This is a genomic window from Lysinibacillus sp. NPDC096418, assembly GCF_044762775.1.
In the GTDB taxonomy this organism is placed as follows: Bacteria; Bacillota; Bacilli; order Bacillales_A; family Planococcaceae; genus Lysinibacillus.
On record NZ_JBIWEY010000015.1, the window covers coordinates 56,796 to 76,452 of the forward strand.

Here is a 19,657-nt window from a genome sequence, read left to right on the forward strand (position 1 = left end):
CTACGTTGATTGTTAATTTAACCGCGAACCGAACGTAAATGAATATACAAAAAAAGCGAGAATCCTCTTAAATTAAAGAGAATTCCCGCTAGTTGTAAATAATTATGCGATTGCATATGCTGACTGTACTTTATTTACCGTTTCTGGAGTTATTTCACTATTTGAATATAGGTAAGCAATCGTGTCGCCAGCTGCTACCTTGTCACCTTTTTTAGCAACAAGTTGAATACCTGCATCATAATCAAGTGCCGACTCTTTCGTTAAACGACCCGCACCAAGAGCTACACTAGCTTCACCAACTAACAGTGCATTAATCGTACCAACAGTTCCAGCTTGTTGTGCCTTCACTGCTACTTTGTGAGCCGTGTCATTTTGTACGATATCTGCTACGTCACCGCCTTGCGCTACGATGAATTCTTCAAACTTCGCAAGTGCTGAGCCGTCTTCTAGTACACGTTTAACAGCCGCCGTTGCCGTTTGTTCATCTGCACCAGCTGCAACTTGATACATTAATGATGCAATAATAATACATTCCTCTAGTAAATCGGCATGGGTTTCTTCCATACGCCCGCTTAGAAGAGCATGTGCCTCTACGACTTCAAGCTTGTTACCAATCATTCTGCCTAGTGGGTTGTCCATATCACTAATATGCGCAACTACTTTACGACCAAGTTTTTCACCGATAGCCGTCATAGCATCAGCAAGTTTTTTTGCTTCTTCTTCCGTTTTCATGAACGCACCAGAACCACATTTCACATCAAGTACGATACCATCTGCTCCACTGGCAATTTTTTTACTCATAATCGAAGCTGCAATTAATGGAATTGAATCAACTGTGCCTGTTACGTCACGCAATGCATATATTTTTTTATCGGCTGGTACAAGATTGCCCGTTTGCCCAGCTACTGCGATTTTATGTTTATTAACATTATCGATAAATTCTTGAGATGAAAGCTCCGTTCTCATCCCGCGAATTGATTCCATTTTGTCAATGGTACCGCCTGTAATGCCGAGACCTTTACCACTGAATTTAGCAACAGGGATATCTAAAGCAGCGATAATAGGTGTCACGATTAATGTCACCTTATCACCAACACCACCTGTTGAATGTTTATCGATTTTAAAGCCCTCAATTGCAGTTAAATCAATAACATCGCCGGATTCGATCATCGCTTTCGTTAGATAGAATGTTTCCTCATCCGTCATGCCTATCAAACGAATAGCCATCAGTAAAGAACTTGCTTGGTAATCTGGAATTGAACCGGTCGTATAGCCTTCAACAAAGTAATTGATTTCTTCTTGTGAAAGCTCTTTGCCTTGCTTTTTCTTTTCAAATAGCTGCGCCATATTCATGATATGATCCCCCTTATTTTAGGTCGTTTAAGAAACTTTTTCCGAAAGCTGGTGCTTCTACGCCAAAGTTTTCAGCAACTGTTGCTGCGATATCTGCAAATGTCTCACGAAGCGCTAACTCGCCGCATTCTTTGAAACGTGGTGAATATACGAAAAGTGGCACGTATTCACGCGTATGATCTGTACCTGGGAAAGTAGGATCATTACCATGGTCAGCAGTAATAATTAGTAAATCATCTTCTGTAATCGCTTCTAAGATTTCAGGTAAACGAGCGTCAAATTCTTGCAGTGCATGTCCATAACCGATTGGATCACGACGATGACCGAAGTTTGCATCAAAATCTACTAAGTTTAAGAAGCTCAAACCGTGGAAATCACGACGAACAACTTCTGCAAATTTATCCATACCATCCATATTGTTTTTCGTACGTACTGCATCTGTTACACCTGAACCATTGAAAATATCAGAGATTTTACCGATAGCAATTACATCTAGACCTGCATCTTTCATTGTATTCATCGTAGTACGTCCAAATGGCGTTAACGCATAGTCATGACGATTAGAAGTACGCGTAAAGTTACCAGGTGTACCGATGAATGGACGTGCAATAACACGGCCAACTAAATACTTAGGTTCTAATGTTAATTCACGTGCAATTTCGCAAATTTTATATAATTCCTCAAGAGGAATGATTTCTTCATGTGCTGCAATTTGTAATACTGGGTCAGCAGATGTGTAGACGATTAATGCGCCTGTTTCCATATGCTCTGGCCCAAAGTCATCAATAACTTGTGTACCACTCGCTGGTTTATTGCAAAGCACTTTGCGCCCTGTACGCGCTTCTAGCTCTGCAATTAATTCAGCAGGGAAACCATCTGGATATACTTTAAATGGTTTGTCAATATTTAAACCCATGATCTCCCAGTGACCTGTCATTGTATCTTTACCTACTGAGGCTTCTTGCATCTTACCGTAGTATGCTTTTGACTTATCAACAGCGTTTACACCTTCTAGAGGCTCGATGTTTGCTAAGCCGAATGACTCCATATGTGGCATTGTAAGCCCATTCATTTTTTCAGCGATGTGACCTAATGTATGTGCGCCAACATCTCCAAAGTTTGCTGCGTCTGGTGCTTCACCAATTCCAACTGAGTCTAAGACAACTACATGTACTTTTTTAAACTGTTTATTCATAGATGTAACCTCCTAATTCTTTCAACTTCTTTATTCTACCCCAAAAAAATAAAAAATAAAGGTCGGACATCTGACAATCTTATGAAATTTTCACGCACGTGGATGGAATTGCTTATATACTTCCGAAAGTCTTGTTTTACTAATATGCGTATAAATTTGCGTTGTAGAAATATCAGCATGACCTAACATTTCTTGAACTGCACGTAAATCTGCCCCATTCTCGACTAAATGTGTTGCAAACGAATGACGTAAAGTATGTGGAGTGAGTTCATGTTGTATACCTGCTTTCAAAGCATGCTCCTTCATTAGTTTCCAACAGCCTTGCCTTGTTAATCGTTTTCCTCTTTGATTTATAAAAAATGCCTCCGTTTTTGGGTATTTCCCTTGAAGTTGTCCTCTTGCACCATCTAAATAGGCACTTAACGCAGCCAATGCACTTTTACCAAGTGGCACAATACGCTCCTTACCACCCTTACCGAAAACACGTACAAATCCCATCGTTAGATGAATATCAGCTAAATCAAGGGCAATTAGTTCACTAATGCGCATACCAGAGCCATACAATAATTCAAGCATTGCTACGTCACGAACACCTTGTGGCTTACTACGATTCGGTGCTATCAGTATTGCCTCAATTTCTTCAATTGATAAGACATTCGGTAATTTTTGTTCAATTGTTGGCATTTCTAAATGCACAGTAGGATCTGTTTCTGCACGTTTTTCACGAAGTAAGAACTGATGGAAACTACGAATCGAAGAAATATGACGGGCTATTGTGCGACTCGTTTTCCCTTGCATACGCAGTTGCTCTAAATGGCGTAAAATAGTTGTTCGTTCCACTCGGCGAAAATCGGCCATTCCCTCAGCTTCCTGTAAAAACTGTACATAATTCTCTAAATCTCGGCGATAAGATGCTAGTGTATTAGCGGATAACTGCCGCTCTACTTGGATAAAATGAATATAATCTTCTATAGCATATTGGAATTCGTTCATTGCGAAGTCGCCCCCTTACTGTCAATTATTCTCTATTCTAGCACGTACACAAGAAAAAGTGGTAAAGCTACCCTTTTATCGATAATTGACAATATTCTTCCTTAAATTCGACAACGCCTCTATATAGTTTGTTCATTAATGCGTTCATAATTCCTAAAAGATTGTCTTACTTTTCTTGTCAGAGGATAAAACAAAAAGCTGTCTTACGAAATCTCAAGTCAAGATTTCATAAGACAGCTTCATGTTATTTATTCTTCATTTTCGTCGTTTTTATCATGACAACGCCAACAAATACCGTGGAATGTAAGTCGGTGGTCCTTAATAATAAAGTTCCAACGCTTTTCAACAACGGCTTCCACATCTTCGAGTAAGTCTTCTTGGATTTCATCGACTGCTCCACATTCGATACATACAAGGTGATGGTGGAAATGTGCGGCACCCTCTTGGCGTAAATCATAGCGTGATACGCCGTCGCCAAAGTTAATTTTGTCGACAATTTTAAGCTCTGTTAGTAACTCTAATGTTCGATAAACAGTAGCAAGACCGATTTCAGGTGCTTTATCTTTTACTAAAAGATAAACATCCTCTGCGCTTAAATGGTCTTCTTCATGCTCAAGCAATACAGCAACTGTTGCCTCTCGCTGCGGCGTCAGCTTGTAACTTGCACTATGCAACTGCTTTTTAATACGATCAATACGGCCCTCCATGCGACGCCCCCCTAAACTTATTACATTATACCAAAGGAGTTAATCCTATTACAAGATAGCGATATAATTTCAATTAACCTCAGCATGATTATGTCTAGATTTTGAAAATTAAAAGTAACTCTATGACATCCACTCTAAAGAATACTTGAATTAATAGAACACAATCAAGGCAAAACATATGATATTACAATAAATTCTGCTACCATTATGATAAAAAGTGCGATAAAATTCAACATTATTGATTGACCGGATACCTGTTTTCCTATTCTCCGTTTTGCCCATGCAGGTACGAGTAAATTACAAAGAACTAGCAACAATATACAATAGATCAGTTGAAATGGGAACCACCAAATTGTGTAAAGCCAGAAAGCCTCTAGTTTTTGCAATAAAAACACCGAACTAAAACCAAAAAAAGTTGCACGCATTGCCACAGTTACACGTATAAATATTTTCAAAAAGTGATGAGTTGCTAGTAAGAGTATAATCCCTACTGATACGATGACAGGCAGCACTAAACGGAAAATAGACTGCTTGTCCCCTGCTAAACGTGGTTCAATATACAAAACAAAAGACTCCGCATTCGCACTACCAATAATATGAAAGCAGATAACGCCACAAACAAAGCTCACTGCTAAGATAGACGCGTGATAAAAAATAGAGACCGTACGAGACATTAGCATTCTCCTTTTCTTGTAAAGGTTGTTACAGCTTATGCTCGACTTCTACTATTATGCAAGGTTGTCCTCTTCGATTATTTTGTTTGTTGCATGGCGAACCAAATGACTGCAAACGCTGTTTTCGCGTCATAAATGCGCTCATCTGAGACCATCTCTTGTGCTTCTTCCAACGAAACTTCTAGTAATTCGACAAATTCATCTTCATCTAAATCTGCTTTTTCTTCAATTTGATATAAATTTTTTGCCACATAAATATGAATGATCTCATCTGCAAATCCTGGCGATGTTGCGAAAGCTTGTAAAAACGTCAATTCATGTGCGCCGTAGCCCGTTTCTTCTTCTAATTCGCGACGAGCTGTTACAATTGGTTCTTCTCCCGGCTCTAGCTTGCCTGCTGGAATTTCAATAATGGAACGCTCTAAAGCTTTTCGGTACTGTTCTACTAAAACTAGTTTACCTTCATTCGTAACTGCAATGACTGCAACCGCGCCAGGATGTTTAATAATTTCACGTTTTGCAGACTTGCCATCAGGCAAAATGACATCATCAACTTGTAATTTCACGATTTTCCCATCGAAAATAGGTGTTGTGTGCGTTGTTTTCTCTTCAAATTTTTTCATATGCAAAGACCTCGCTTGTTCTTCGGATATGTTCATTGTACCATTACAAGTAGCGGATTCGAAGGAGGAGAAAAGAATGAAAAAAAGACAGCTCGGTTCGAGTGATTTGTTCATTTCTGAAATTAGTTTAGGTGGTATGTCTCTTTCGACAGAAAAAGACAAAGCGGCAAGTATTCTAGATATGGCACTTGATGCAGGTATTAATACAATCGATACAGCTGATTTATATGATTTCGGTGTTAATGAGGAGATAATAGGCGCGATTTTAGGCAAACGCCGTCAGGATATTGTGCTTGCGACGAAAGTGGGGAACTGCTTTACAGAAGGTGTTGATGGCTGGTATTGGGATGCTTCGCCTTCTTATATAAAAGAGGCTGTTCGTGCTAGCTTAAAGCGCCTTGGAACAGATTATATCGATGTCTATCAACTACATGGTGGCACGATTGAAGATGATTGGGATGGAATTATTGATACCTTTGAATGCTTGAAAAAAGAGGGACTAATTCGAGAGTACGGTATTTCATCAATTAGACCAAATGTGTTAAAGCGTTTTTTACCGGTTAGTTCGGCAAAAAGTGTTATGATGCAGTATAGTGCGCTCGATCGTCGCCCTGAGGAATGGCTTGATTTTGTGGCTAGTGAAGGTGCTTCTGTCGTAACACGTGGTACTGTTGCAAAAGGTTTACTTACAAATGAATGGAAAGAGCGAGTGCATCGTTCAAACGGCTATAACGGTTATTCAGCTGAGAAATTACATACAACACTAGAAAAGTTAGCTGCACATTACGGCGATTTACATGCACTTGCATTAGCATTCAATTTAAAAGAGTCTGCAATTGCTTCAACTGTAATTGGCGCAAGCTCACGCCAACAACTTGAAGAAACACTTACGGCCTACGAAAAAGCTGCATCGATTACGGATTTGGAAGTTGCGAATAAACTGACAAAAGATGAACAATATACAGACCATCGATGAAAAAATGGCTTATTTTACTCGCATTTTTAGTGGTACTGGCAATCTCCTCTAGTATGACATACGAACAACAGACGATTATTCCAGCACTTGAGGACGTGCTTGCGAGTAAGCCTTTTGAAAAGCAATTATCCGTATTAAAAATTCCTTACTGGGCTACGGTTGTTTCGATAGAAGAACGTGGCTATTTTGAATTTGTTGAGTTTTTAATCCGTAAACTTACGCACTTTGTAGGGTTTGGCTTTATTGCACTTGGAATCTATTTCGCATGGGGTAAACGGCGAAATCCTGCAGTCGTTGCAATCGTCGGGACAGCACTTATTGCTGCAATGGACGAGTTTCGCCAAAGCTTTACACCTGGTCGTATGATGAATGGACAGGATGTGTTGGTAGATACTGCTGGAGCTATAGTATTTGTCTGTGTTGTGATGTTCGTGAAGAAATTACGAAGAACCATTTGATAAATTAATTAAGACCAGTAATAGAGGTGATTTTGAATGTTAGAACGTTCAATGGAGAATACATGGGATTTCAAAGAAGGAAAGGGAGTGGTTTAAGGAAGAGCTTCATTTTATGAATAGCTCTTCTAACTAAAAACAGAAAAGAGGACTATTAAAATGAACAACAATCAAAGTGTAATTAGTGATGAATTTGAGTTGAATTACTGCATTAAAGGACAAGGAACGCCAATATTAGTGGTAGGTAGCAGTGTTTATTACCCTCACTTGTTCTCAGAAAACTTATACGAAAAGTTCCAGTTTATATTCTTGGATCATAGAGGGTTTGTAGCGCTACCTCGAACTTTAACTGCAGAAGACTATACACTAGATAAAGTATTAAATGATATAGAAATCGCACGACAATCACTCAACCTTAATGATTTTATCATACTAGGACATTCTGGACATGCATTTATGGCTTTAGAATATGCCAAAAAATACCCTAGACATGTTCAGAAGGTGATTCTTTTAAATTCAGCTCCGACAAATAGTGAAGAAAGACAACAACAAAGTTTTTCATTTTTTAATAAGACTGCGGATTCTGAAAGAAAAAGGCAATTTGAAAAAGACATTGCATTGTTGGACCGTGATATCCAAAAAGATCCCGAAAGACGGTTTGTCCATATGTGCATTCGAATGGGTGCTCAAAGTTTTTATGATTATACATTTAACGCAGCGTATATGTGGAATAGTGTCTATACAAACATGCCGATCATTGATCATCTATGGGGAGAGGCATTTGGAAAACTGAATCTAATACAATCATTGAATGACCTTAATAAACCAGTATTTTTAGGTTTAGGTCGATATGATTATTTGGTTTCACCCGTTTCTTTGTGGGACTCTGTAGATGACACATATATAAACGTGACAAAAGTAATTTTTGAACATAGCGGGCATAACCCAATGTTTGAAGAACCTCAGTTATTTGATAACACATTAATTGAATGGATTAATGAAAGGTAATAAACATCCCAAAAAAACGAGAATAAAGTTGTTCGTTTCTCGGGTATTCTACTCAGTTCCTCGAGTAACCTACTCTTTAATAACAGATTCATATAATCGCATCATGTGTTAAAATATCATTCTCAGTTTATATAGCAAAAAACAGTGAACCCATAAAAAGTTGGATTCACTGTTTTTTCTAGACTCAGCCTTACACTAAAACTTCGAGCCTTTGTCACCATACTCATTTAATAATTCTTCAAATGATTTGTTTTTCTCACGTTGTTTACGCTCAAATGCTAATTTTGCTTGGCGCTCTTCTTCTGCTGCTTGCTCCTTTGCAGTAAGATCTTGCTTTGCCGCTTTTAATTTCGCTAAGACATCGCCACCTAGTTGATCAGCTAGTGTCATTGATTCTTGCTTTGGTAGTCCTGCAGTTGCACTACTGTCTACACGTTGTTGTTGCTTTCGTTTTTTTCCCATTCATTTCACCTTCTATATCAATTAAGCTTCGGTCTAATTACGCACAGATTTTTTAGTCGTGCGAGTACAATTTAAAATCTGCGTCATTCGCCAAAGACTTTTACTTAAGGGCGCTGAACAATTGTCGCTACGCCTTGCCCGCCACCAATGCAAAGTGTTGCAAGACCCGTTTTCACATCGCGTTTTTGCATCTCATACAAAAGTGTCACTAAGATACGTGCACCACTAGCACCAATTGGATGACCAAGCGCAATTGCTCCCCCATTTACATTTAGTTTATCATGATTGAAGCCAAGTTCGCGATCAACAGCAATTGATTGTGCAGCAAACGCCTCATTCGCTTCAATTAAATCTATATCTTCGAGCGCTACATTTGCTTTTGCCAGCACCTTTTTCACAGCTTTTACAGGACCAGTCCCCATAATTGAAGGATCTACACCGGAGCTTGCATTCGCTGCAATCTGCGCCATTGGTGTTAAACCTAGCTCAATGGCTTTTGCTTTTGACATCACAACGACCGCTGCCGCACCGTCATTTATGCCCGATGCATTCGCCGCTGTCACCGAGCCGTCCTTTTTAAACGCTGGACGTAGCTTCGATAATGACTCTTCCGTTACACCTGCTCGCGGAAATTCATCGTTAGCAAAAATAAAAGACTCCCCATTTCGTTGTGGGATTTCAATAGATACGATTTCGTCATTAAATTTACCTGCTGACATCGCAGCTTCTGCACGCTGTTGAGACCTTGCAGCAAAAGTATCTTGCTCTGTACGTGAAATATCATATTTGTCACATAAATTTTCAGCCGTAACTCCCATATGATAATCATTAAATGCACACCATAAACCATCATGGATCATCGTATCGACAACCTTTTGATTCCCCATATGGAATCCTTCACGAGCATTTTTTAACACATACGGCGCCTGACTCATATTTTCAAAACCACCGGCTACAATAATATCTGCATCACCTGCTAAAATCGCCTGTGTTGCTAAATGTACAGCTTTTAATCCTGACCCGCACACTTTATTAATCGTCAGTGCTGATACATCATATGGTAAACCTGCTGCAATCGATGCTTGGCGTGCTGGGTTTTGTCCTAACCCTGCGGCTAATACATTCCCCATAATAACCTCATCCACTTGTTTCCCCGTAATGCCCGCACGTGATAACGCTTCTTTAATAACGATGGCGCCAAGCGCAGTTGCAGGCACATCCCTTAAAGTCCCTTGAAACGAACCAATTGCTGTACGCACAGCACTCACAATTACTACCTCATTTGTCAAAACCATTCTCCCCTTTTCCCCGTTCAAAAATCGACACTTCCTGCATAAACTATTAGCAGATATCTATATTTTAACAAATATTTTGACGATTTTCGACAAAGAAAACGTCTTGGTTTGTTATTTAGATATTGTAAAATGTTGTCGTGTTTTATTCAATCTCAGTTGGGAACATTACAATGTAAAGAAACAGTTATGAGGAGGTGCTCAACATGAAGAAGAAAATGCTTTTACTTTCTAGTATTACAACGACTCTTGCTGCAGCTGCAACTGGTTTTTTCGGCTTCGCACTTTCGAATAAATTGATGTACATCCAGCAAAAGGATCCTGATTTTGTAAGAGAACGTGAAACAACAGCAAAACGATTCGATCAAGCTTGGTATAACCAACATTTCAAATGCGAACTAAATATCGACTCTCCTAATGGCTACTCGATTCGTGGCATTCTGTTCCAACCACTGCAAACGAACAATACAATTATTATTTGCCATGGTGTGACAGAAAATAAAATTAACTCCGTACGATATGCACGACTATTTGAACGTCTTGGCTACAATTCAGTTATTTTTGATCACCGACGTCACGGCGATTCTGGTGGGAAGACAACCAGTTATGGACATTATGAAAAATTAGATTTGGATGCAGTTGTCAAAACAATCAAGGCAATGGTCGGTGATGAAGCTATCATTGGCATTCACGGTGAATCAATGGGTGCTGCGACAATGTTGTTATATGCCGGTACTGTAAATGATGGGGCTGATTTTTATATTTCAGATTGTGCTTTTTCCGATTTCTCGATACTCCTAAAGAAATTAGCGAAAACCGAACTAAAATTTGGTTCGATTATTCCAATCCGTTTTGCAGATTTTTTCATTCGCCTTCGTGACGGATATTCGTTTAAAAGTGTGACTCCTGCAGAGGCAGCGTCTCATATCAAAAAGCCTGTCTTATTTATCCATAGCTTACCCGACACCTTCATACCAGCTTCGATGTCATTGGACTTATACAATAAAAAAAGTGGTCCAAAAAAATTAAAACTATTTGAAACCGGTGAACATGCACAGTCCTTTAATGAAAATATGGCCGAATATGAGGATCTCATACATGAATTTTTAGAAACCTTTATTTACAAAAAAATACACCACGAATCATCTTCATCCAATGTCCTCCCATTTGCCTCTAAATAAAAATCGTCATCGTCTGTAACATAAAAAAACCTTGCATAGCTAAAAAACTATGCAAGGTTTCATTTTTTCATTTATTATTCTGCAAAAACGATATGCCATTCATCGCGTTTTGCTAAAAATTCCTTAGCAAGCGCTTGCGCACCTTCTAGGCTATGGCTTGCTGCCCAACCACATTGTACTTCATTACATGCTGGTACTGCCGTTGCTTTTGTGACGTCTGAAAATGTTTTTTCTAAAATAACGAGTAAATCCTCGTAATCATTATGGTTGATCAGTGATACATAAAAGCCCGTTTGGCAACCCATTGGACTAAAATCAACGATATTATCTGAGTAATTGCGGATAATATCTGCCGATAAATGCTCTAATGAATGTAATGCAGGCATGTCCATATGCTCTTTGTTTGGTTGTTTCAAACGAATATCATATTTATAAACTTCATCACCGTTTTTACCAGTTTTTACACCTGCTAAACGAACATAAGGCGCCTTTACTTTCGTATGATCTAAATCAAAACTCTCAACATTTGTTTTTTCCTTTTCCAACATGAACAACTCCTTTTATCTATCTAAATCTATTATACCGAGTTTTTATTAGAAAAGTGCAATTTTTAAGAATCATCTAACACTAAGTCTATCCAATTACAGAATACGTGTAAAAAAACCACAAATGGCTCTTTATGATTGACTTCCGCTCTGCCAGTGTGCTTTCCTGGGGCAACAGATGAGCCGCTTAATCCCCTAGGAGTCACACTGGCGCCGCTCCAGTCAACTAATTCTATTTAAAAAATCAACCACATCTTTTGGCGGTAAGCCCCACTAATACAATTTCACAATACAAAAAAAGCAACTTGTCTACTATCGACGAGTTGCTCTTAAAAATTCCAACTATTTTTGGAATTTATTCATTTGTGTCATCATTTGACGTACTTGCTTTTCAGACGGAGTACGACCCATTTGTGCCATCATCATACGAATCATTTGTTCGTTGATCGGTGGATTTTCTTTTAAATGTTTCATCATAGCTTGACGTGCGAAATAAAAACCTAGCGCAGCGCCTCCTGCTAATGCAGCAATAATTAATACAATTGCAAGCCATAAGTTCATGTACAGCCAACCTCCTCCACTACAATATACCGAGAAAAACTCTCCACGCTCGATTATACACGAAATGCTAGCGTGTTACTATATATTGCAATGAATTTTCCTAGTGCATGTGATACTTCATCGGTTTGAGCCAGCCACACTCATTCTCTTGCTTATTGAAAGCGATAAAACGATCACTCATTTTAGCTAGCATTTGGAATAAATCCAAATCTAACATGCGAGATCCCTCACAGTATATACAAATTTTGCGCTCCACTAAATAGATCGCCATCTTGCCTTTAATAGGATGCTCTAAAAATAGAGCATTACGCGTTCTTTCTAAATGCGTGTACTTTGAGTCTAGTTGAGCCTCTAAAATATCTGCAACATCTTCAAAGCGAACTGAATCACAAATGTATGACAATTCTTTCAAGGATTTCTCATTTGCATCTTCACAACCTTGCATCATCTCAAGTAACTTTCGCTCTCTACCAAAAATAAACGTCAAGTGTTCTTCTTTTATTTTATAAATGGAATAGGTTCTCATAAGAAATCCCCTTTCGTTCAGTTTCATTTCCGTTAGTATATCGAATTATTTTTCGTTTGTTTGTCAAACGGAGGAGGAGTTAATCATCTATTTTTGTCGAAAAGTTTCTATATTCCTTCCTTTCTGGCTCACCTCAGCCTCAAGACCTAGATGAAAATCAATTCCCAGTCCGTTTTAGCAAACTCTCCTGATAGGTAATATAAAAGTACAAACGAAAGGAGCAAACAAACATGAGAAAATTTCTATTATTATCAGGAGGCTTCATCGCAGCGCTTGTTGCACTAGCCCTAGTCGGTCCTTTAGCAGGATTACTATTTTCAGGTCTACTTGTAGCACTAGGCATGCACTTCTACATCGCAAGCCAATCAACATTCGCTAAAATCATTTGGGTTACAGTAGGTTTAATCGGTGTATTATCAGCTATATCGAATATCCCAGCAATGGTAGGTTTAGCAGCAATCGCCATCATTTATGTCATCTATAAAAAATGGAATGGCGATAGCGTAGAAATTCCTACGATTAAAGCTAAAGAAGAGGAAGACCCATTTACAAACTTTGAAAAAGAATGGTCAAACTTAACAAAATAAACTTACTAAAGTGTGACACTTTAGCTTAGACAAAATTAAAAGGAGCGAAACAACCATGAATTTATTACAACGCTTTAAATACACGTTAGAGGCTGATTTACATCAAGTATTGGATAAAAAAGAGAAGAAAAACCCTATCGCGATGTTAAATCAATACATCCGCGAAGCAGAAAAGCAAACAGAACAGACAGGTAAACTACTTGAACGACAAGGTCAACTAAAAGAAAAGTTAGAAGTTGAATTCAAGGAAAATGCAGAATTACTGGCTAAACGTGAAGCTCAATTACAACTTGCTACTGCTAGTGGCGAACAAGATTTAATCGACTTTGCAACAGACGAAGTTGTAGCATACACAATACGCAAAAATACATTACAAGAAAGTATTGAATTGAGCACACGCGAATATTTCGAGCTAGAGCGTAAGTTTGAAACAATGAAGCATAAAATTAAAGACATGAAAGTACGCCAATTACAGCTAATGGGCAAAGAAAACGTAACGCGTGCTCATCACCAAATGGACGGTATGCTAGCTAAAAATAATCAAACAAATTTTGAGGACTTAGAATCTTATATCGATAAATTAGCGTACCAAATCGATAAAGATCACAAAGTCACAACATTTGAAACACGACTTGCAGAACTAGAAAAAAATGCATCAACTCCTGAATCACCACTACTAATTGAAAATAAATAAAATGTTATACTAACTAACAATGGGCAAATTTCAAAACAGTTAGTTCCATTCATGTACATCGTAAGCCGCAACCCTCGCTAGCGCGGTTTGTTGCGGCTTACGTCTCGTGCAGTTCCTGCTGGAGTTTCGCACCAGCGCTACCAGCCCTTTTGCTCATTTAATGTAATAATAAAAGTTCGGGATGCTTCCAAAATAATTGTGAGGCATCCTCATTTCTTATAAAAGAGATAATATGTAAATAATTAATAAAACTACTATCAGCGTGTTCCTTTATCTCAACTGATGGGAGTTGAAACGACCTACCTAAAATCTGATTAAAAAGATACGGAGAATTCTATGGAACCAATTGGGGAAAGTAAGAAAAAAGGCGTTTTAATAAAATTGATGAAAAAGGGGTTGTTTTCTTCTTTAGTAATCATTCTCATGTTAATCATTGATCTATCGGGCTATCGTTTTTTTGCTCAAGAAAATATAAAAAATGAAAGTACTACACAAATAAAGAATGGTGGAATTAGTGAATTAACAGAAATTCCTGTAAACGGAGACAAACAATTTATTTTAGTGGATGGAAAAGATAAAACAAAACCATTTTGTCTATTTCTACACGGTGGTCCAGGTTCACCATTTCCATACGGCGTAAGTGCTCGGTCACTATTTCCTGAGATTACAGAGAGTTGTGTAGCAGTATATTATGATCAAAGAGGGTCAGGGAAAAGTTTTAACAAAGAGTTAGATGTAAAAACGATGAACCTTGAACAATTTACAATGGATGCTAATGTTATAGTAGATTATATAAGAGATCACTATCAGCAAGATAAAATTTATTTAATTGGGCAATCGTTTGGAACAGTGACAGGTACACGATTAGTAACACAATATCCCGAAAAATTTCATGCATATATAGGGATTTCACAAGTGACAAGTATCGTTAAAGGTCAAGAAATCGGGTATACTTGGTTGAAAAATGAAGCTACTGAAAAAGACGATGAAAAAACGCTTCAAACGCTACAAAACTTAGGAGAAGGTCCTTATCTAGGTGAAGCTGAGGATATTTTTAGTGGACTTATAAATCAATATAAAGGGATGAATTATTTTGATGAAACTGTAGAAAATGTTAATCTTTTTACTTTAGTAAAAGGGGCTTTTACTTCCCCTGACTATTCTCTATCTAATATATATAATACTTTCATTACAGGTCCTAGGCTTAGTCTTATTGAAAGCGAAGGGCTGAAAGAAGAAATTATCTTCACTGATTTTTTTAACACAATAAAAAAAGTCGATGTACCTGTCTATTTTATTCAAGGAAGATACGATAAACAGACGAACTATGATTTAGCGAAGCAATACTATGAGTTATTAGACGCACCAAATGGTAAGGAATTTATAACTTTAGAAAATTCTGCTCATTATCCAAATAACCTTGACTCTGAGATAATCATTCGTACTATCCAAGAGGTGGTAGTTAAAATAAATTGAAATACATCTATTTGGATGGCATAACGTTTTTCGAGAGAAGCATCTTCTTCTCTCATATATTTTAGTAGAAAGAAGGTGTTTCCCTTTGCAAAACTTTAACACGAATAAACTCTCTTTTTGGGTAATCTGCTTCTTTTTACTGCTCTTTATTGAGCTGACAATTTTCAATAATGGCGGTGCTTTTTCATTAGTAATCGGGGCCGGACTACTTTATTTAAGTTATTCTAAAAATAGTCCCTTTTTTAAGTGGGCCGGAATTTTCTTTATAGCCATTTCGCTCTTTACGATGTGGAGCTTGCGTTTATTTATCGTATTCCTGCTCTTATATATGCTTTATAAATACTACCAAAAAGAAAACGAGCCCAAAATTATTGCGCATACACTACTTGATAATCTACCTACTACAAAAAGCGAACTATTTGCAGACACACCAGCGCCTATTGAAGCCTATAAATGGAAAGATGTTCAAATTCAGCGTCTTGCAGGTGATATTATCATTGATACGACGCAAACTATTTTGCCTGCTGGCACTAGCTTAATTTCAATTCGCCAAGGCATCGGTAAAGTACATATACACGTGCCTTACGAGATTCCATTCCGCGTGCAATATACAACGTTATTTGGGGATATCAAATGCTTAGATTTTGGTCCGCAACGATTGCTTAATGAAAGTGTGACGTTCTCAGACGGAGAGCCTGAAGATGCAAAGCGTAAACTCATCATTCACGTGGCAACATGGCTTGGTGATTTGGAGGTGACGCGTAAATGATTGCTTTCATTTCAAGATTATTTACTTTGTTCTTTTTATTAGTCGGTGCTGCTTTTGGATTACTCTTTTTAGTGTGGGGACAGCCAGACGAAAAAGTTTGGCAGCCATTGTGGCAACAAACTTATGATACGATACCACTGGGTGGTGTAATCGTTATCAGCTTATTTGTGTTGAGTCTTGGAATTGCAGGTTGGATTAGCGCTACCGCTAGAACAAGAGAGGCTCAGGCAACGCGATTTGTAAAACTATTAACAGAGCCAGATTTTGTGATTCCTAAAAAGCAGGCACTCCCAAAACCACTCAAAAAAGCACTAACTCAAACAAGTGAACTGATTGACACACAGCGAAAAAGCTTACAGCGTCTATCAAATGAACGTGCTGAAGCCAATGATAAGGTGATTCAAGAACGTATTATTGCGGAACGTCAGCGCTTAGCTCGTGAACTACACGACTCCGTTTCACAGCAATTATTCGCCGCTTCCATGCTTTTATCGGCCTTAACAGAAAGCAATGAAAACCCTGAAGGATTAAAGCAAGTAGAGAAAGTTGTCCAACAGGCACAGCTTGAAATGCGTGCTCTACTTTTACATTTGCGTCCTGTTGCGCTACACAACAAAACACTTGCACAAGGCTTAGAGGAACTTATTATTGAGCTACAACAAAAAGTATACTTCCATATAGAATACCAGCTCGAAGAAATGTCGTTAACAAAAGCCGAAGAGGATCATTTATTCAGGATTGCACAAGAAGCGTTATCGAATACGTTGCGTCATGCAAAAGCAAGCGAAGTCGAATTACTGCTGGTCGCACGTGATGGCTTAGGCATTTTACGCATTCAAGATAACGGTTTGGGCTTTAACATTGAAGCTGATAAATCTACATCTTACGGGCTACAAAATATCGCGGAACGTGCTGTTGAAATCGGCTGTACGTATAAAATTGTTTCTGTGCCGGACGAAGGTACAATTGTAGAAGTAAAAGTTCCATTACAAAAGGAGGTTGAACTAGATGATACAAGTACTGATTGTGGATGACCATGAAATGGTGCGTATCGGTGTTTCTGCCTATTTATCAGCACAACCTGATATCACAGTTGTAGGCGAGGCTGAAAATGGTAAACAAGCAGTTGAGCTTGCTCTTTCCCTTCGCCCAGATATTATTTTAATGGACAATGTCATGCCCATCATGACAGGCCCCGAAGCTACTGTAGAGATTTTAGCGAAATGGCCCGATGCAAAAATTATGATGGTTACAAGTTTTCTAGATGATGACAAAGTATATCCTGCATTAGAAGCCGGTGCTATTAGCTATATTTTAAAAACTTCCAATGCCAAACAAATTGCCGATGCCATTCGTAAAACGATAGGCGGCGAAACAGTATTAGAGCCTGAGGTTACATCCAAAATGATGCATCGCATGCGTTACGGTTCTAGTACACCATTATACGAGCAACTTACTGACCGCGAAATGGAAGTACTGTTGTTGATGGCAAAAGGTAAAGCAAATCAGGAAATTGCGGATGAGCTATTCATTGCTTTAAAAACGGTGAAAACACATGTTAGTAACATATTAGCGAAACTTGAAGTACAAGACCGTACGCAAGCTGTAGTTTATGCATTTCAAAATGGGCTTGCGAAATAAATAATTCCGATGTTGCTATCAACGAGAATAGGACTGCATTTATAATTCTTTTATAAATGCAGTCCTTTTATAGAGAAACAATATCTCAAATGAAAATATTCCAAACGGAGCATTCCTTTAGCGAGTATGTATACGGAATAGTCAATGTAACGTCAGGGTGGTGAGTGTCATCCACTCCCTTTACTGGAGAACCGATAAATCTTTATGATTTCAACTCTAAATGTTGGTTCAATTCTTCACTTACTTGATTTACCTCTTGCTCATCCAATATGTAATACCAATACTTACCGATTGTTTGTCCAACACCATTCTCGAATTGCAATTGATCGATCTTTCCATCCAATTTACCATACAATTTTTGTAAGTCCATTAATTGGGACGCAGTAAAATTCATTTTCACATTATCCCCTAAGACCTTAAATATATCATTTAGTTGCAGTAATATTTTGGGATTCTTCGCTTCAGCGAGCAAGGCTTCTAACAATTGCTTTTGTCTTACCTGTCTGCCAAAATCCCCTCTTGGATCTCCATATCGAATTCTTGAAAACACAAGTGCTTCTTCCCCGTTTATAGTCATTTCACCTTTTGGAAAAGTATATTTACCGTGAGCTAAATCTAAATCATTTTTTATTTTAATGCCATTCACGACATCAATTATGGATAAGAACCCCTCCATGTTAACAGCAACATAATAATTGATAGGAATCGACAGTAAATGCTCTACTGTATTAATCGTCATCGAGGTCCCTCCACGCGTATAGGCATGGTTGATTTTTTCTACCGTATCATTGCCGATTATATCTACACGTGCATCTCTTGGAATGCTAAGCATTTTAATAGTACCTAAATCCGGATTTACTGTAGCCACTATCATAGTATCCGTTCGCCCATTATCATTTTTACGTTCATCAATCCCTAGCAATAACACGGAAAAAGGCTCTAAGTGAAGTGCTTGGTCCGAGGTTGCCATGTTAGCCGCTCCCTCTATTTCCTCTGATCCATTCATCCTCACCATCGCTTTGTTAAAAGAATAATAATTTGCACCTGCCCAAGCGATTCCGATAAGGAAAACAAATAATACACCTAATAAAATTCTTTTCTTCGTTCTTGATTTTTTTCTCTTCGCTGTTCGCGTTATATTATTATCCATATATATCACTTCCCTAGAATATTTTTTAAGTAAGCTCTTTTTCTAAATATGTATTTGACCAAACATTCCATTTCAAGCATGAGCAGAGCCCACTAGAATTGCCACACCTTACGTTCTATGTATTTTTTTATCAATATCTAATATAATTTGGTGGAACACTAACAAATATAACGTAATTCACAAAAAATAGTTTCCATTCCGAAGTCGTATTTCTATATAGGCCCATTCCGATTCTTCTTAATCCGACTCTGATAAAGCCTCCGCAGCACCTGTAATGTCAAATGGAGTATTATTGTTTATAAATCCTATTAGTTTCAACATAGGGCTATCAACATCCACTTTCTCTAAATGAACTGTTTCCAGGTTTGCTACAAAAGTAAAGTTTATTGATTGGCCATGTTCTAACTTCGCATTATTTTCTAAAGGCAAGCCAATAATCGAAAAATCATTGCTTTTAGATCCATTCTCTAGAACAATTGGATAGCTAAGATATAAGTTTAGATACTCTAAAGGAACTTCCGAATTATTTGTAACTTTAATTGAATATGTTTTAGTTTCGATTTCTGCAATTGTCTCAACTAAAAAATTACTGAAATCAATTTTTTTCGGATCAAACTTTTCTAATACTTGCTCTTCATTAGACTTACAAGCTATCAACAAACCCACAGATACTGGTAGAATTTTAGTTTTTTCATTTCTTCTCCTCTTCATTTTAAATAATCTACAAATCTCATTGTAAATTAATTGGTAAACAAATCAATGCCTTTTTAGACAATAGTACATGTCATT

At 37.9% G+C, this 19,657-nt stretch carries 23 protein-coding genes; 10 read left to right on the forward strand and 13 right to left on the reverse strand.

From position 1 onward, the window contains the following. Positions 1–102: 102 nt before the first annotated feature. The 6 genes from ACIQZG_RS12965 to ACIQZG_RS12990 all read right to left on the reverse strand — a co-directional run bounded on the left by ACIQZG_RS12965 (position 103) and on the right by ACIQZG_RS12990 (position 5,545). On the reverse strand, positions 103–1,353 hold the full coding sequence (locus ACIQZG_RS12965) for a thymidine phosphorylase (RefSeq protein ID WP_402755612.1): 1,251 nt from the start codon (positions 1,351–1,353) through the stop codon (positions 103–105). A gap of 13 nt (positions 1,354–1,366) precedes the next feature. After that, the gene (deoB, locus tag ACIQZG_RS12970; RefSeq protein WP_402755613.1) at positions 1,367–2,548 is read right to left on the reverse strand and encodes a phosphopentomutase; all 1,182 of its coding nucleotides are present in this window, start codon (positions 2,546–2,548) and stop codon (positions 1,367–1,369) included. Positions 2,549–2,638: 90 nt separating this feature from the next. Then, complete coding sequence (gene xerD / locus ACIQZG_RS12975) at positions 2,639–3,541, reverse strand: site-specific tyrosine recombinase XerD (RefSeq protein ID WP_402755614.1); 903 nt, start codon at positions 3,539–3,541, stop codon at positions 2,639–2,641. A gap of 248 nt (positions 3,542–3,789) precedes the next feature. Next, a complete protein-coding gene (gene fur, locus ACIQZG_RS12980; protein ID WP_402755615.1) occupies positions 3,790–4,248 on the reverse strand; it encodes a ferric iron uptake transcriptional regulator in 459 nt (152 codons plus the stop codon). A 164-nt stretch (positions 4,249–4,412) separates the two neighbouring features. Beyond that, a complete protein-coding gene (locus ACIQZG_RS12985; RefSeq protein WP_402755617.1) occupies positions 4,413–4,922 on the reverse strand; it encodes a hypothetical protein in 510 nt (169 codons plus the stop codon). Between the two features lie 77 nt (positions 4,923–4,999). Next, on the reverse strand, positions 5,000–5,545 hold the full coding sequence (locus ACIQZG_RS12990; RefSeq protein WP_402755619.1) for an NUDIX domain-containing protein: 546 nt from the start codon (positions 5,543–5,545) through the stop codon (positions 5,000–5,002). Between the two features lie 76 nt (positions 5,546–5,621). On the opposite strand from ACIQZG_RS12990, the gene ACIQZG_RS12995 reads away from it, so the two are divergent. From ACIQZG_RS12995 to ACIQZG_RS13005, 3 genes are all read left to right on the forward strand, one after another. Continuing rightward, positions 5,622–6,521: an aldo/keto reductase gene (locus tag ACIQZG_RS12995; protein ID WP_402755620.1), complete on the forward strand. Its 900-nt coding sequence runs from the start codon at positions 5,622–5,624 to the stop codon at positions 6,519–6,521. After that, positions 6,518–6,979: a VanZ family protein gene (locus ACIQZG_RS13000; RefSeq protein ID WP_402755621.1), complete on the forward strand. Its 462-nt coding sequence runs from the start codon at positions 6,518–6,520 to the stop codon at positions 6,977–6,979. The genes ACIQZG_RS12995 and ACIQZG_RS13000 overlap by 4 nt, the downstream gene beginning before the upstream one ends. 156 nt (positions 6,980–7,135) lie before the next feature. Beyond that, on the forward strand, positions 7,136–7,984 hold the full coding sequence (locus ACIQZG_RS13005) for an alpha/beta fold hydrolase (RefSeq protein WP_402755622.1): 849 nt from the start codon (positions 7,136–7,138) through the stop codon (positions 7,982–7,984). A 195-nt stretch (positions 7,985–8,179) separates the two neighbouring features. Here ACIQZG_RS13005 and ACIQZG_RS13010 read toward each other — a convergent pair whose 3' ends face one another. Continuing rightward, complete coding sequence (locus ACIQZG_RS13010; RefSeq protein WP_402755623.1) at positions 8,180–8,446, reverse strand: YqkE family protein; 267 nt, start codon at positions 8,444–8,446, stop codon at positions 8,180–8,182. 104 nt (positions 8,447–8,550) lie between these two features. Further along, on the reverse strand, positions 8,551–9,741 hold the full coding sequence (locus ACIQZG_RS13015) for an acetyl-CoA C-acetyltransferase (RefSeq protein WP_402755675.1): 1,191 nt from the start codon (positions 9,739–9,741) through the stop codon (positions 8,551–8,553). Between the two features lie 203 nt (positions 9,742–9,944). On the opposite strand from ACIQZG_RS13015, the gene ACIQZG_RS13020 reads away from it, so the two are divergent. Continuing rightward, positions 9,945–10,919, forward strand: a complete 975-nt coding sequence (locus ACIQZG_RS13020) for an alpha/beta hydrolase (RefSeq protein ID WP_402755624.1) — start codon at positions 9,945–9,947, stop codon at positions 10,917–10,919. 74 nt (positions 10,920–10,993) lie between these two features. Here ACIQZG_RS13020 and ACIQZG_RS13025 read toward each other — a convergent pair whose 3' ends face one another. The 3 genes from ACIQZG_RS13025 to sirA all read right to left on the reverse strand — a co-directional run bounded on the left by ACIQZG_RS13025 (position 10,994) and on the right by sirA (position 12,551). Beyond that, entirely contained in the window at positions 10,994–11,467 is a 474-nt protein-coding gene (locus ACIQZG_RS13025; RefSeq protein WP_402755626.1) for an S-ribosylhomocysteine lyase, read from the reverse strand. 339 nt (positions 11,468–11,806) lie between these two features. Beyond that, a complete protein-coding gene (locus ACIQZG_RS13030; protein WP_402755628.1) occupies positions 11,807–12,025 on the reverse strand; it encodes a YneF family protein in 219 nt (72 codons plus the stop codon). A 100-nt stretch (positions 12,026–12,125) separates the two neighbouring features. Next, positions 12,126–12,551, reverse strand: coding sequence for a sporulation inhibitor of replication protein SirA (gene sirA, locus ACIQZG_RS13035; protein ID WP_402755629.1), 426 nt, complete (start codon positions 12,549–12,551; stop codon positions 12,126–12,128). Between the two features lie 230 nt (positions 12,552–12,781). Between sirA and ACIQZG_RS13040 the strand changes: the two genes are divergently transcribed. The 6 genes from ACIQZG_RS13040 (at position 12,782) to ACIQZG_RS13065 (ending at position 17,718) form a co-directional block, all read left to right on the forward strand. Next, a complete protein-coding gene (locus ACIQZG_RS13040) occupies positions 12,782–13,138 on the forward strand; it encodes a lmo0954 family membrane protein (RefSeq protein WP_402755630.1) in 357 nt (118 codons plus the stop codon). 55 nt (positions 13,139–13,193) lie between these two features. Beyond that, positions 13,194–13,832, forward strand: a complete 639-nt coding sequence (locus ACIQZG_RS13045; protein WP_402755631.1) for a PspA/IM30 family protein — start codon at positions 13,194–13,196, stop codon at positions 13,830–13,832. Between the two features lie 336 nt (positions 13,833–14,168). Further along, positions 14,169–15,308, forward strand: coding sequence for an alpha/beta fold hydrolase (locus ACIQZG_RS13050; protein ID WP_402755632.1), 1,140 nt, complete (start codon positions 14,169–14,171; stop codon positions 15,306–15,308). Between the two features lie 85 nt (positions 15,309–15,393). Then, on the forward strand, positions 15,394–16,077 hold the full coding sequence (liaF, locus tag ACIQZG_RS13055; RefSeq protein WP_402755633.1) for a cell wall-active antibiotics response protein LiaF: 684 nt from the start codon (positions 15,394–15,396) through the stop codon (positions 16,075–16,077). Continuing rightward, complete coding sequence (locus ACIQZG_RS13060; RefSeq protein WP_402755634.1) at positions 16,074–17,111, forward strand: sensor histidine kinase; 1,038 nt, start codon at positions 16,074–16,076, stop codon at positions 17,109–17,111. The genes liaF and ACIQZG_RS13060 overlap by 4 nt, the downstream gene beginning before the upstream one ends. Then, positions 17,086–17,718, forward strand: a complete 633-nt coding sequence (locus ACIQZG_RS13065) for a response regulator transcription factor (RefSeq protein WP_402755635.1) — start codon at positions 17,086–17,088, stop codon at positions 17,716–17,718. Before ACIQZG_RS13060 ends, ACIQZG_RS13065 begins: the two co-directional genes overlap by 26 nt. Before the next feature lie 202 nt (positions 17,719–17,920). On the opposite strand, the gene ACIQZG_RS13070 is transcribed toward ACIQZG_RS13065, so the two are convergent. Together ACIQZG_RS13070 and ACIQZG_RS13075 are read right to left on the reverse strand one after the other, a co-directional pair. Continuing rightward, complete coding sequence (locus ACIQZG_RS13070; protein ID WP_402755637.1) at positions 17,921–18,868, reverse strand: LCP family glycopolymer transferase; 948 nt, start codon at positions 18,866–18,868, stop codon at positions 17,921–17,923. A gap of 237 nt (positions 18,869–19,105) precedes the next feature. Beyond that, positions 19,106–19,534, reverse strand: coding sequence for a hypothetical protein (locus tag ACIQZG_RS13075; RefSeq protein WP_402755638.1), 429 nt, complete (start codon positions 19,532–19,534; stop codon positions 19,106–19,108). Positions 19,535–19,657: the final 123 nt, after the last annotated feature.

Excerpts from the sequence above, each read along its gene's own strand:
- ACIQZG_RS12985 (WP_402755617.1), bottom strand. The coding sequence starts at position 4,922 with ATGTCTCGTACGGTCTCTATTTTTTATCACGCGTCTATCTTAGCAGTG.
- ACIQZG_RS13025 (WP_402755626.1), bottom strand. The coding sequence starts at position 11,467 with ATGTTGGAAAAGGAAAAAACAAATGTTGAGAGTTTTGATTTAGATCAT.
- ACIQZG_RS13065 (WP_402755635.1), top strand. The coding sequence starts at position 17,086 with ATGATACAAGTACTGATTGTGGATGACCATGAAATGGTGCGTATCGGT.
- ACIQZG_RS13005 (WP_402755622.1), top strand. The coding sequence starts at position 7,136 with ATGAACAACAATCAAAGTGTAATTAGTGATGAATTTGAGTTGAATTAC.
- ACIQZG_RS13045 (WP_402755631.1), top strand. The coding sequence starts at position 13,194 with ATGAATTTATTACAACGCTTTAAATACACGTTAGAGGCTGATTTACAT.
- fur (WP_402755615.1), bottom strand. The coding sequence starts at position 4,248 with ATGGAGGGCCGTATTGATCGTATTAAAAAGCAGTTGCATAGTGCAAGT.
- ACIQZG_RS13000 (WP_402755621.1), top strand. The coding sequence starts at position 6,518 with ATGAAAAAATGGCTTATTTTACTCGCATTTTTAGTGGTACTGGCAATC.
- deoB (WP_402755613.1), bottom strand. The coding sequence starts at position 2,548 with ATGAATAAACAGTTTAAAAAAGTACATGTAGTTGTCTTAGACTCAGTT.
- ACIQZG_RS13060 (WP_402755634.1), top strand. The coding sequence starts at position 16,074 with ATGATTGCTTTCATTTCAAGATTATTTACTTTGTTCTTTTTATTAGTC.
- ACIQZG_RS13070 (WP_402755637.1), bottom strand. The coding sequence starts at position 18,868 with ATGGATAATAATATAACGCGAACAGCGAAGAGAAAAAAATCAAGAACG.
- ACIQZG_RS13030 (WP_402755628.1), bottom strand. The coding sequence starts at position 12,025 with ATGAACTTATGGCTTGCAATTGTATTAATTATTGCTGCATTAGCAGGA.
- xerD (WP_402755614.1), bottom strand. The coding sequence starts at position 3,541 with ATGAACGAATTCCAATATGCTATAGAAGATTATATTCATTTTATCCAA.
- ACIQZG_RS13015 (WP_402755675.1), bottom strand. The coding sequence starts at position 9,741 with ATGGTTTTGACAAATGAGGTAGTAATTGTGAGTGCTGTGCGTACAGCA.
- ACIQZG_RS13040 (WP_402755630.1), top strand. The coding sequence starts at position 12,782 with ATGAGAAAATTTCTATTATTATCAGGAGGCTTCATCGCAGCGCTTGTT.
- ACIQZG_RS13020 (WP_402755624.1), top strand. The coding sequence starts at position 9,945 with ATGAAGAAGAAAATGCTTTTACTTTCTAGTATTACAACGACTCTTGCT.
- ACIQZG_RS13050 (WP_402755632.1), top strand. The coding sequence starts at position 14,169 with ATGGAACCAATTGGGGAAAGTAAGAAAAAAGGCGTTTTAATAAAATTG.
- ACIQZG_RS12965 (WP_402755612.1), bottom strand. The coding sequence starts at position 1,353 with ATGAATATGGCGCAGCTATTTGAAAAGAAAAAGCAAGGCAAAGAGCTT.
- ACIQZG_RS12990 (WP_402755619.1), bottom strand. The coding sequence starts at position 5,545 with ATGAAAAAATTTGAAGAGAAAACAACGCACACAACACCTATTTTCGAT.
- sirA (WP_402755629.1), bottom strand. The coding sequence starts at position 12,551 with ATGAGAACCTATTCCATTTATAAAATAAAAGAAGAACACTTGACGTTT.
- ACIQZG_RS12995 (WP_402755620.1), top strand. The coding sequence starts at position 5,622 with ATGAAAAAAAGACAGCTCGGTTCGAGTGATTTGTTCATTTCTGAAATT.
- ACIQZG_RS13010 (WP_402755623.1), bottom strand. The coding sequence starts at position 8,446 with ATGGGAAAAAAACGAAAGCAACAACAACGTGTAGACAGTAGTGCAACT.